General features: G+C 49.4%; 10 protein-coding genes. 1 reads left to right on the forward strand and 9 read right to left on the reverse strand.

The window, feature by feature from the left end; all coding sequences use genetic code 11:
* Nucleotides 1–6: 6 nt before the first annotated feature.
* The 8 genes from BOW06_RS02720 to BOW06_RS02755 form a co-directional block, all read right to left on the reverse strand.
* On the reverse strand, nt 7–294 hold the full coding sequence (locus BOW06_RS02720; protein ID WP_043117024.1) for a hemerythrin domain-containing protein: 288 nt from the start codon (nt 292–294) through the stop codon (nt 7–9).
* 133 nt (nt 295–427) lie between these two features.
* Nucleotides 428–1321: a DUF808 domain-containing protein gene (locus BOW06_RS02725; protein ID WP_078454278.1), complete on the reverse strand. Its 894-nt coding sequence runs from the start codon at nt 1319–1321 to the stop codon at nt 428–430.
* A 251-nt stretch (nt 1322–1572) separates the two neighbouring features.
* Nucleotides 1573–1812 carry a hypothetical protein gene (locus BOW06_RS02730; protein WP_043117027.1) on the reverse strand — a complete coding sequence of 80 codons (240 nt, stop codon included), beginning with the start codon at nt 1810–1812 and terminating at the stop codon, nt 1573–1575.
* A 61-nt stretch (nt 1813–1873) separates the two neighbouring features.
* The gene (locus BOW06_RS02735) at nt 1874–2524 is read right to left on the reverse strand and encodes a cytochrome c3 family protein (RefSeq protein WP_043115470.1); all 651 of its coding nucleotides are present in this window, start codon (nt 2522–2524) and stop codon (nt 1874–1876) included.
* Nucleotides 2517–4016, reverse strand: a complete 1500-nt coding sequence (locus BOW06_RS02740) for a multiheme c-type cytochrome (protein ID WP_230208787.1) — start codon at nt 4014–4016, stop codon at nt 2517–2519. The genes BOW06_RS02735 and BOW06_RS02740 overlap by 8 nt, the downstream gene beginning before the upstream one ends.
* A gap of 1 nt (nt 4017) precedes the next feature.
* Nucleotides 4018–4623, reverse strand: a complete 606-nt coding sequence (locus BOW06_RS02745) for a cytochrome b/b6 domain-containing protein (RefSeq protein ID WP_043115467.1) — start codon at nt 4621–4623, stop codon at nt 4018–4020.
* Complete coding sequence (locus tag BOW06_RS02750) at nt 4620–6242, reverse strand: tetrathionate reductase family octaheme c-type cytochrome (RefSeq protein WP_078454277.1); 1623 nt, start codon at nt 6240–6242, stop codon at nt 4620–4622. The genes BOW06_RS02745 and BOW06_RS02750 overlap by 4 nt, the downstream gene beginning before the upstream one ends.
* 75 nt (nt 6243–6317) lie before the next feature.
* Nucleotides 6318–7619, reverse strand: coding sequence for a cytochrome c family protein (locus tag BOW06_RS02755; protein ID WP_256857937.1), 1302 nt, complete (start codon nt 7617–7619; stop codon nt 6318–6320).
* 856 nt (nt 7620–8475) lie between these two features.
* Here BOW06_RS02755 and BOW06_RS02760 point away from each other — a divergent pair.
* Nucleotides 8476–10668 carry an acetyl-CoA hydrolase/transferase C-terminal domain-containing protein gene (locus BOW06_RS02760; RefSeq protein ID WP_078454276.1) on the forward strand — a complete coding sequence of 731 codons (2193 nt, stop codon included), beginning with the start codon at nt 8476–8478 and terminating at the stop codon, nt 10666–10668.
* A gap of 57 nt (nt 10669–10725) precedes the next feature.
* Here BOW06_RS02760 and ilvA read toward each other — a convergent pair whose 3' ends face one another.
* Nucleotides 10726–11943 carry a threonine ammonia-lyase gene (gene ilvA / locus BOW06_RS02765; RefSeq protein ID WP_078452722.1) on the reverse strand — a complete coding sequence of 406 codons (1218 nt, stop codon included), beginning with the start codon at nt 11941–11943 and terminating at the stop codon, nt 10726–10728.
* Nucleotides 11944–12065 lie beyond the last annotated feature (122 nt).

Below are 12065 nucleotides of genomic sequence, written 5' to 3' on the forward strand. Positions count from 1 at the left end.
CGCCAGTCATGACATTAGCTGAAAAGTGTTCCACTGCAGCAATGAAGTCTTCATGCGTCTCCTTGTACTCTCAAGATCCGGATACCCATATTTTTTCAACAAGGCTTCTTCATACTGCAGGTGAAGTTTTGCGTACTCCATCAACGAGAGCAGGATTTCCCGGTCTGAAACAAACAGGTGTGCATCATCCTGATTATCGGATAACCTGTTGATCATCTTGATGATTTTCTGGTGTTGCTCATCAAGTTTGCGAACACCAACGCTGAATTCCCCGGTCCATTCAATCCTGTCCATATCTCTATTCTCGTCTATCCATGAGAAAAATGTAAATACAGCCTACTTCAGAAAAAGTGTACCTCTCCTATTGATTACTTGCATATTTCAAACAATAAAAAAGGCCTGGTGGAGTTCCAGGCCTTAGTTTTGATTAGTCGGCAGAAACCGATTCAGCACGTGACCGTTTAAACAGCTGAATTATTCCAACGAGAACGACACCAAGAAGGATTCCAAACATTAGTTCACCGAGAATACCCGGCAGAAAAGCCAGGGCATGATGGAGCCATTCGATGTTATGTACATACATGCCACCACCCACTAACAGCATTGCTACGGTACCAATGACTCCGAGAAACCGGATAATGTATGGCAAAGAGACAATTAGAGCCTGGCCAACTCGTTTTACAAGACCAGCTATGGCCCCAGACATCTGCCTGGCCTTGGAGATCAGGTACAAGCCTGCATCATCCATTCGAACCAGCAACGCAACAACACCATAGACACCGACGGTCGCTATCAATGCGATAAAACTGACCACCAGGATACGAATGCCAAGAGACTGCTCCATCACCGTGCCCAACGTTATCACGATGATCTCAATTGAGAGTATGAAGTCAGTGCGGATGGCTCCTTTAATCTTGTGAGCTTCCAAGTCAAGCAAGTCAGATCGATCACTCGTGGTTTCTGCTGCCGGTGTTTCATGGTGCTTATGCGGTAGAATCCATTCCAGAACCTTTTCTGCTCCTTCATAGCTTAGATAAGCCCCTCCCAAGAGAAGAATCGGCACAATTAACCACGGCATGTAGGCACTCAGCAGGAAGGCAACAGGCAGAATAATGAGTTTGTTTACCACGGAGCCCTTGGTTATTGCCCATATCACAGGCAGTTCTCGAGAAGCTTTAAAGCCCGTCGCTTTCTCGGCGTTTACAGCAAGATCATCACCCAGAAGACCTGCTGTCTTTTTTGCTGCCAACTTGCTGTAAACAGCCACGTCGTCAAGCAGAGTTGCCACATCATCGAGAATTGCAAAAATACCGCTAGCCATATCCGTTAATTCGTTCCAATTATTCGCTGAAGATGTTCTTTATAGCATGAAGCACTTCGAGAATTGAGCACATTTACTCGTAAAATATTGAGAAAGGTTACTTTTCAAGGAATTTGAAGAATAGCCGCTAGCGACCCAAATCACTAATTCGTAAAAAAGTCATAATGTGTGATCAATCGATACTGGCAGTCGAGATGTTAATAACTTGTAGTAATGACTGATACATGCGAAGAATTCTCGCTCATATCGGACTATTCACAGCCATCATCAACATTAGAGAGAATTGTAAGAAGAAATGTTGAAACCAGAATAATCGGCGCAAAGAAAAATAACAACATGCCTATGACAGTAAACACATGATTGATATTGGCAACATTCGGAATCAATTGCAGTCCGGCCAACATCATTGCAACACCTGCCGCAAAAAATGCAAAGGAGTAGAGGATTCCATCCCTGATCTGGCCACAACCAAAAATAAGAAATTTACGCATAGTTCTAAATCCTTTTTCAGGAAACTAATCAAGTAATTAACAAATTAACATTAATAACGGTTCATTCCACGGCCGGGGCCTCTACATCACCCCGAAGAATCTTCTCAGCCATACCCGTCTCAAGATTGAACTCTTCTTCTACCATTCGGTTCCACCCATCACGTTTAAAGGTCTTTTCACCGGGAACTTTTCTGTGTACAAGGTTAATGTGGCATTCGACACACCCCTTCCCCTTAGCGTCTTCCTGGTGAACCTTGAGTGTATCAGTTCGTTTACCGATTATCGCTTCCTTGACATGACAACGCATACATGTGGCAGAGTTCCTGTCGTTAAACCACTCACGCGCAGCGAAAGCGGCATCCGGAAGATGTAATAAATTCACAACGGGATTGTCATACTTTGGCCCGAAGATCTGCCTCAGAAGATCCTTGGTACCCATCACATGATCAAATGTCGCCGTCAGAACACCTTCAGATACATGGCAATCACCACATGAGGCACGTACACCCGATGCCGGGTTATAGTGACTAGACTCTCGGTATGGCACGGCTGCCAGCTCCATGGAGTGACAGGTGGTGCAAAACTCTTCCGTACTGGTGAGATGGTCAAATTCTATTAATGTGAGCATGAAGATGACACCACTCAAACCCGCAACGACGAGCGCAATAACAATACGTGGGCCTATCTTGAGCGCGGAAGAGGAGTTACTCATTGCTCTGTTTCCCCTGTCCAAAACCGAGGATAGGATTGCCCGCCTGCGGTTTACTCAACCAGCCGTGATGTTCCTCGACATCGGTAACATATTGCTTAATGAGTGTCTCACCATCCTTACCGGCCACTTCTTTGATCTGCGGCAGAAATCGCGAATAAAAATTTCGACTCACGAGATAAAGGCCTTCCCACCAGGCATGATTGGGGCTCCCCATGGCAGCACCATGTCGTGCACGTGCCCCCTCGTCATGCCAAAGTTCCCAGTAGGTAAATTCGACCGGCTCATCAAAAGGTGCGGGCGTTAACAATCCCTTTTCATACAGGGCCGACATGATAGCCTGCGCAGGCTTGCCGAATTTCTCATTATAGAGTTCAACCGCAGAGTCAAACTGGCTCATGAAACCTTCTGCGAAACCTTTTCCGTGACATTCCAGGCAGACAAGCCTCATCGCCTTGCGCCGGCGGTCGGCAGGAACAACCATCTTTATCTTGCCCAGTGAGCCGTCAATCTTGGTCATTTCACTACCCCTGCCGGGCATAGGCTGTGAAGCTGGTATCTCCAGCTTGTCGCCATCCTCAAAAATAACGAGTGTCTGCTTTTCCGAGACAGGCGTATTGAGATTCCATGCGTTACGTATTCCGACATCATGGGTAGAAGGCAGTTTCCCTGCTGCACCCATGTGGCACGTGGTGCATGTCGGAGCACTGTTGTAATCTTTACCTGCAACCCAACTGTCCGCATCGAGATTCATCTTGTCGCGATGGGCAAAAAACGCCATACCATGCTTGGATGCTTCATAGATCGCCCTGTCTGGCGAGTCAGGTCCGGAGTGACAGCGCATGCATGAACTTGGATCACGCGCCTGTGCCTTGGAGAACCTGTGACGACCGTGACAGGATGTGCAGGAACCCTTCGAACCATCCGGGTTAATCCTGCCGATACCCGAATTAGGCCAGGTTGCCGTGTCCAGGGTGCCATCACCCTTCACCTTGACCTCTGACCCATGACATTGGGCACAACCGACCGCGATAATCGCTTCACCGCCCAGATTTCCGGCCATTGCCGGCATGCGATTCTTGATCAGACTGACCGCATTGGCATGTACAGAACTGCTGTTCTGTTCCTCTTCCTGCTGGTGACAACGGCCACAATCCTTGGGTGAGACGATGGTTGCGATGGTAAAGCCTTCATGTTCGATTGCATCAGGTTCAGACGACTCCGCCTGGTGGCAATCGAGACAGTTCATACCAACCTCGGCATGCTTACTGTCCCGCCACTGATCTGCCAACCCGGCAGATGTCTTTGAATGACATTTGACACACTCTTTACCAGCCTCAAGGCCCCAGTTGGAAGAATCGAGTGTCACTTTGGCTGCAAACAGTGAATGGCTAAACAGCAGCAAGCAGAAAGAAGCTGCAAAACCCATAATCCAGCCTCTTCGCCCAAAGTGGGTGCCGGAGGCCATTTTCCTCAACGAGTTTAATCGTGTCATATCAATTATCCGTATCAATTTCCTGGTAGCCGGTTAGCATGGCCTTGAGATCAGCCATCTTTTCACTCATGGTGAGCGCAAGATAGAGATGCGCCACCAGGAATGTCAGGATCAGAAATGCCGCTGCAGTATGCACCATGGCCACTGATCCCAGCGACAGACCTGAAATACCGACTACATCCCAGTAAGAATAGAAGAGATACAACCATCCGCTAATCCACAAGAGTGGTGCAATAAACAGGTGAAGTGCAAGGTACGCCATGCGTTGCAGTGGATTGAGTTTCTCCGCGCGTGTCTTATGATGCGGATGACCACCCCCGAGGAAGATATCAAAACTGTAGTACTTGACCATCGCCAAGATATCGCTGGAGCATGATGCACAGTACTGGCGCCATTCGCCCGTTGTCAGGTGCCAAAAGATGGCGAATATCCACAGAACGATCAGCGACCAGGCAAATATGATATGCAGGTCGACCGCTTGCTCATACCCGAACAGGGCAAAGGTGCCGTGTATCTCAAATCCCGTGATCAGCATGCTGATAATCAGGAATGCCTGGGTCCAGTGCCAGAAGCGTTCGAAACGCGTATAAAATTTTACACTGCTCATTGTCTCTTTCTCCTTCTGTTGGCTACAAGACGTCCAAAGCCGTGAGTAAAGACACCACCGATGGTACCAACCACTGCGAGCCAGCCAATCGTGTCGACCCACTTGTTGCTATCCCTGCCAGGCAAGTAAAAGTCGGTCAGACTGGCCAGGCGACCATCTTTCGCATGGCAATCGGAGCATTGCAATGCCTCTTCCTTGGGTGCAATCATGTGCGCGAGGGGCCAGTGCATGGTGGTTTCGAGAAAGCCATATTCACCGCTAAAGTTAGCACCGACATTCTTCATTGCAGCGGCTAATGCCTTGTCCCAGCTATAGCTTTTCCAGTAGGCATCCTTGTCCTTGCCGAACAAATGGGCTATAGCAAGCGTATTGTTCACCTTGTCGTAAGGCTGCTTGCCACGCATTACCTTGAATGGCCAGATGCGTGAGTCCTTATCGGCATAACTGCCATCGAATGTATTCAATGCAGTAATCGATTCAGGATCCACTTTCTCTTCTAGTTCGCGGTAACGAATATTTCCTGACAACCAGGCATACTCAGGAACCAGGTTCTCACCCCATTCAAAGTTGCCTTTCTTGGTCACGTAGGTGACGTAGCCGTTCTCATCCTTTTCCATAACATGCTTGCCATCGGCTGTCTTGCGTCCTGCTGTCGACCAGTCCCACCAGGTTTTTGATGGCTTTCCGCCCCTTGCAAACTTCGGAATATGACACGTCTGGCATGCAACCCTGTCGGTGTGGTCATTCAGTTTGTCGTTAATCGTCTCCTCATGCGGGGTCATACCATGGCAGGACTCACAGGAGGCACGACTCTTATCGTCGCGACCAATGATATCGATGCCATGCGTATCTTTCGCGGTGATGTTGTAGCGGCTTCCCTGTGTCTCATGTCCGTCTGTGGTATGGCAGTCGGCGCACACAAAATCGAGGCCATCAGTACCCATGTGCACATCCAGTTGCTTATCGGGATTGGTCATGGAGGAGTCCATATCACCATGCTTGACGCCGTCACCACCACCCCCGTAGAAGTGGCAGGCACCACAGGTTTCACGTGATGTTTTGCCCACACTCTGTGCCACAGCCTGCAGGTCGACCGCCTTGAAGATTTTCTTACCACCTTTGGGCGGAAAAGGCTTGTCGACGTAAGCCGGATGACCGGCGCCTGCAGGATACTTTTTATATGTACCCGTGGTGTCGTGACAGACAAGGCAGTCGACATTGACCTCGGATGTGAAGTCGAATGTGTCGTCCTTCCAGCCATATCCGATATGACAGCTCGTACAGCGTGGCAGGTTGGTTGAGACAGAAAGACAGAAATTATTCACGATGGTTGACTTGCCAAGTGTCTGGCCTGTCTCGGGATTGGTACATTTCCAGTTCCAGTGCTTGGTTTGATGCAGTTGTTTCGAAGCTTCGGTATGACAACCCAGGCAAGCCTTGGTCACTTCAGGCCCTTTGCCGAACTCCTTTTGCAGCTCTTCGAATTTACTGTGGTCTGCAGTTGAATTAGAGATTGGTTCAGATTGATTTTCAGGTTTTTCCAATGATGCCAATAAACTACCGGACAATAGGAGACCAGACAGTGCACAGCACACTGCTCTGAACAGGGTATTTTTCATCGTTGCTCTCCGGTAAAAGAGTTCAGTGCTTCCCGCACCCCATGAGGATCACTCAAGGGTGCGGAATTTATACTTCTACAGCTTCACTTCAGCTACTGCTACCGAGACCGGTGCAGTCAGGTCAGTAGGCAGGTGAGAGAACTTCTTGACGAGTCCCGGCCATAGCAGGTTGTAAAAGAGCTCACCACGAACCAGGACGACACCTTTCGCTGGAATGTCATAGTTGAGTACACGGGTCTCGAAAGGCTTAAGACGTGTATCGGGACCGAGTTTAGTCGCTACCGGCGGCAGTGCATGTACGTTGTTGTCATCGTAAAGTTCATACAGCAGGTACGCCTGCGGGTCATCCTCTTTCGGGTGTCCCTTGGCATTTTCCCAAACAACGTTACCGCTGGCATCGTATGCAGTCAGCTTCATGTACATGTTGCGAAATGGCGCACCTGTCGGCAGGCTATGAGGCTGCATATTCTGCATGGAAACTGCGGCCTTGATCATGTCGCCTTCGGACTTGGTAGTTACATCAAAGATAACTGCCCTTTTCAGCATGGCCTGGTCATGACCACCACCCATTCCGTGATTGGCAATACCATCTGCAACTGGCATGTGGCATGCGAGACAGTCGACTTCACTCTTGCTCTTGGCGTATTCATCACCTGTTGCACACAGCGGAACCTTCTTGGAGTTACTGCGCTTGTCATGGCAACCCATGCAGGCATCGGAACTCTTCATTTGCTGGGCATTGCGCTCCATCGGCAGTGACGGAATTTTTTCTCCATCGAGCATGACAGATTCACCAAGATGCGGATTCGGCTTCTTGTCACCATCAGCTTCGAGTGCTCCCCCGAACATGGAGTCGGCAGCCGCAGTCAGCTTCTGCAGTTCATTGCTGAAACCAGCAGGCGCCTGGATTGCATTGGCTGTTTCATATGCCTTCAGACCAAGTTGTGGTTTACCTTCAGGAGTGCTTGTTCCCTTGAACTTTTTCAAGGTGTGGCAAGCAACGCAGTTAACACCTTCTGAATATGCAGGCATTGTATCGAGCTTGGTTTTTTTATCTCTCGCGGCATTAGGAGCATGGCACATGAGGCAGACGGGATATTTCCCGTTCTTCATTTTGACACCCTCTTCCTTGGGATCACCAACAACTTTCTTATAGAAGGTTGCATGAATCGGATCCTTCAATGCACTACTTTGCGCATGCATAGAGCCTTTCCACTGCTTGTATACTTCTTTATGACAAAGCTGACATGTCTCGGATGAGACATGATGAAGCGGCTGATCAGCCGCTAAAACAGGGGTGTTGATTTGATAGCCAATGAGCAAGGCCAATGCCGGTATTATAGAATGCAATTTGAAAACGATTATTAATTTTTTCACAATATTCCACCTTCGCCATCTTTACGATGATCCTTCTTTTTGATTAGTCGAGAAAAACTTTTTTGTTATTTCTGTCGTGCCATTTTTTGTATTGTTATCAGTGTTTTGAAAATTTCCTCATCCCAAAGATTAAACCCACGCAAGACCTCGCGCAAGACCGCGGATTGTGTTTATAAGGTTTACTTGACATATAGCAAGTACAGCCTGTGAAAAAGATGATGGGAGGAATCCAAAGGAGATTGCCGGATGAGATTGTTCAAGCAAACAATATGCGATAAGGCAGCAAGGGATGTCGTTTATGAAATGTTAAACGAGTTATATGAAGAGTGGGCAGAAGATGAATCAGCTTGATTAATGACCGCTTCCGACCCAAAGCGGTCATTCGCACCCGACAATAAGAAGCATTTCTCTTATCGTTTCTTTGTATTCGGAGAAATTGGTCGTTCTAATGAGGGGAGATTTGAATCGTTTTGATTTGGCGAAATCTTCACAGGTGAATCTGATAGTTCAGGCCTAGATGATCCTATAGTTTTAGCTACGACTGCCTTACATAAACTTAACGATCCGCGAGACCCATCCTTAAATTTGCAGTCTACGTTATTAAAGTCACCACACCGTGCTGGATCACCGCCTGGAGCCTTTATAGTCTTGTATTCAAGTTAATGATGGGGAAGGCAGGCTGCGTCCGACGTGCAATTCAGCTGCCAGCGTCCAGATCAAAGTCAGCAGACGCGATTCGTTTTCGGTGGTTTTGTCTGCGTTGATGGTTTCTATGTCCTTATCTTAAGAATAGCTGATCTGTATCCCGATCGACTTTCAAGGATCTGCTAAATTTAAAGTAGGAGGCAAGGGAATAATGTCCGAACAAACCCAACCGCTAATTTTGCACGATGTCGGGCAACTGATTCAATTGGTGATTGAACGTGTTGGTAACGACATACGCCTGGCAACCCCTCTGGCGGCCGGCAAAGCCAATCACGTGATCAATGCCTTTTATCAGCGTGCAAAAAACGACCCTGAATTGAAGTTGACGATTTTGACCGCGCTTACCCTGGAACGCCCCAAGGGAAACAGCCTACTGGAGAATCGTTTTCTGGAGCTGTTTGTCGATCGGATTTTCAGTGACTACCCGGATCTCGACTATGAGCTCGATCGAATGGCCAACCGTTTGCCGGAAAACGTCCGGGTGATCGAATTTTATTTTCCACCCGGAAAATACCTGCACCACCCCAGGATCCAGCAGGAATACATTAGCAGCAACTATACGCACGTGGTACGCGATTTGATGAATCGCGGTGCCAATGTATCGGCCCAGCTGTTGGTACCTGACGAAACGCCAGGGAGTAATATGGTAAGCGCCAGCTGTAATCCGGACGTGTCACTTGACCTTGTGGCCAAAATGCATGAGCGTCAACAGAGCGACGGTACACCCTATGCGGCGATCGGCCAGATCAACCCGAAGCTGCCCTATATGTACGGTGATGCCGAAGTGCCTGCTGTGACCTTCGATTACATTCTGGATAACACTGATTGCTACTTCAGCCCCTTCGGCACGCCTAAACTATCCATTCCCGATCGCGAATATCTAATCGGTCTTTGGGTGTCCGCGCTGATTCATGATGATGGTGAACTGCAGGTGGGTATTGGCGCCCTCGGTGATGCCTTTGTCTACGCACTGCTATTGCGACATAACCAGAACGAGCGCTACCGGGCCTTGTTGCAGGAGCTGGGTGCCGAGAAAAATTTTGGAGATTTGATCAGGCGGGTCGGCGGCGACACCGGACCCTTTGAAAAGGGAATATTTGGCGGCAGTGAAATGGTGGTGGACGGTTTTTATCACCTTTATAAAGCTGGAGTTCTCAAACGCATCGTTTTCGACGACCTGCCGCTGCAGCGACTGCTCAATGAAGAATTGATAGACCACCAGGTAACTCCTCGCACGCTGGAATTGTTGCTGGAGCGTAAAGCGGTGCATAGCAACCTGACTCGGGAAGACTTCGATTATCTGCAGCACTACGGCATATTGCGCGAAGGGCTTACCTATAGTAAAGGCTGCATCCACATGTTGTCGGGGGAGTCTATATCTTCCGACCTGAGAGATGCGGATTCAAGGGCGCGTATTATGGCTGACTGCCTGGGTGAGCGTTTGCTAAGGGGCGCTGTGGTGCACGGTGGATTTTTTCTCGGCCCCAACAGCTTCTATGAGGCCTTGTCCGCATTGCCGCCGAAAGAGCGACGCTTGTTCAACATGCGTAGCGTCCGTCGCGTTAACCAACTGTACGGGCATGAGGAGATCGACCGCTTGCAGCGTAAAAATGCGCGCTTCGTCAATACCTGCATGTTGGCCACCTTGTCGGGAGCTGCAGTTTCCGATGGCCTTGAGGATGGACGCGTGGTCAGCGGTGTCGGAGGACAATTCAATTTCGTGGTTATGGCCCATGAATTGCCGGATGGTCGCTCGATCCTCAACCTTCGAGCAACCCGTGAAGTAGGGGCCACGGTGCTTTCCAATATCGTCTGGAACTATGGCCACACGACCATTCCGCGCCATCTGCGGGACATCGTGGTTACTGAGTACGGCATCGCCGAACTGCAGGGCAAGACCGACTCGGAGATCATCGAGGAGTTGTTGAAGATTGCCGATTCGCGGTTCCAGCCGCAATTGATGAAACAGGCCAAGGCTGCAGGCAAATTGCGCGAGGACTATGAGATCCCGACACAGTTTGTAGACAATTATCCGGAACGTGTGCTCAAGGTGATTGCGGCACACAAGGACGAAGGCTTGTTCCCTAAGTTCCCCTTTGGTACTGATTTCACTGAAGCGGAACAGGCATTGGGCGGAGCACTGAAAAGGCTAAAACACAAAAAACGTTCGAAACGCCTGCTGGTGCCAGCCCTGTTACGCGCCCTGTTCACCCTGAGCGTCCCTGCATACTTGCGTCCCTACCTGGAGATGATGGGACTATGGCAGCCAAAAAATGCCGAAGAATGGCTTTTTCGGAACCTGCTGGCCAACGAGTTGAAGACAGTGGTACCACATCCTGATTGACGCAAGCAGCTAGGGGACACAAGAATCTGCTAGCGAGTAGACAGGGCTAGTGACGGATCAGTCCAGATTATTCGACTTGACGCTGATCCCGTTTTTCTTGAGCTCTGCGATGATCTCATTAACGTGATTATGCCCTTTCGTCTCCAGTGTCAGCTCTACCTCGCTCTCTTCCAATCCGACCTCACTGGCGTGACGGTTCTGCGTGATATGAAGAATATTGGCGCCATGCCTTGCTGCTAGCGTGGCAAGTATCGCAATACTGCCGGGCTTGTCTGGAACAACCACGGTGACATAGGAAACCCTGCCGTCATTCTCAAGCCCTCGATCAATAATACGTGCTAGCAGGGTCATATCGATATTTCCCCCACTGACTACAACAACCACTGTTTTACCTTTTAGTGATGACATGCGATGCTGCAGCATCGCTGCAACGCCGACGGCTCCGGCTCCCTCTGCAAGACTCTTTTCCCTTTCTAGCAGTGTCATGATCGCAGCTGCGATCTCCTCTTCGCTGACCGTAACAATTTGTGAAACCAGTTTCGAAACAATCGGTAGAGTGTGCTCCCCTACCCTGGCGACGGAGATGCCGTCAGCAATCGTGTTTGCAGTCCGCAACGGGATGACCCGGCCAGACGTAACACTCTGCTGCATGGCAGGCAGGCGTTCGGCCTCTACCCCGATGATATCGATATCTGGATGACTCTCCTTGACAGCCAATGCGATTCCAGAAATCAATCCACCGCCCCCGACAGGAACAACGACCGCATCAATGTCAGGCACCTGCTCGACCAATTCCAGGCCAATGGTGCCCTGCCCGGCAATCACTGCTGGATCATCAAAGGCGTGAATAAATGTGTATCCATGGCACTGCTGCAGTTCGCACGCCTTCTCATAGGCTTCGTCATAACTACTGCCGTATAGCTCAATCTCAGCGCCAAGCTGACTGGTTCCCTGGATCTTTGCCAACGGGGTCGTCTCCGGCATCACGATAACGGCACGGATACCGCATAATCCTGCAGCGTGTGCCACACCCTGGGCATGATTGCCGGCAGAAGCGGTTATCACACCGACGGCCTTCTGTTGTTTATTCAACTGCAGAATCTTGTTGAGTGAGCCGCGTTCCTTGAACGAGCCTGTCATCTGCAGGTTCTCCAGCTTGAGATAGAGATTGCACCCGGTGAGGTGACTCAGTGTCTCTGAATGAGCGCACGGGGTCTTATAGATAAAATCCCGGATTCTATCCTGCGCCTCCCTGATATCAGCAAATGCAATCATCTCTCTTCACCGCCTTGTTTAATTATACATATTCACCTGGAATGGCCTTTTTCGACTATTTTTATATTAGAGGAGTTTATATTTATCATCAGCATTTAATACAAGACGCAATGGAGCAGGCA

The organism is Solemya velum gill symbiont (assembly GCF_002020255.1).
Classification (GTDB): Bacteria; Pseudomonadota; Gammaproteobacteria; order Chromatiales; family Chromatiaceae.

Bases quoted from the DNA above. Each gene is read 5' to 3' on its own strand.
- BOW06_RS02735 (WP_043115470.1), bottom strand. From the start codon at position 2,524: ATGAGTAACTCCTCTTCCGCGCTCAAGATAGGCCCACGTATTGTTATT.
- ilvA (WP_078452722.1), bottom strand. From the start codon at position 11,943: ATGATTGCATTTGCTGATATCAGGGAGGCGCAGGATAGAATCCGGGAT.
- BOW06_RS02725 (WP_078454278.1), bottom strand. From the start codon at position 1,321: ATGGCTAGCGGTATTTTTGCAATTCTCGATGATGTGGCAACTCTGCTT.
- BOW06_RS02740 (WP_230208787.1), bottom strand. From the start codon at position 4,016: ATGACACGATTAAACTCGTTGAGGAAAATGGCCTCCGGCACCCACTTT.
- BOW06_RS02730 (WP_043117027.1), bottom strand. From the start codon at position 1,812: ATGCGTAAATTTCTTATTTTTGGTTGTGGCCAGATCAGGGATGGAATC.
- BOW06_RS02760 (WP_078454276.1), top strand. From the start codon at position 8,476: ATGTCCGAACAAACCCAACCGCTAATTTTGCACGATGTCGGGCAACTG.
- BOW06_RS02745 (WP_043115467.1), bottom strand. From the start codon at position 4,623: ATGAGCAGTGTAAAATTTTATACGCGTTTCGAACGCTTCTGGCACTGG.
- BOW06_RS02720 (WP_043117024.1), bottom strand. From the start codon at position 294: ATGGACAGGATTGAATGGACCGGGGAATTCAGCGTTGGTGTTCGCAAA.
- BOW06_RS02750 (WP_078454277.1), bottom strand. From the start codon at position 6,242: ATGAAAAATACCCTGTTCAGAGCAGTGTGCTGTGCACTGTCTGGTCTC.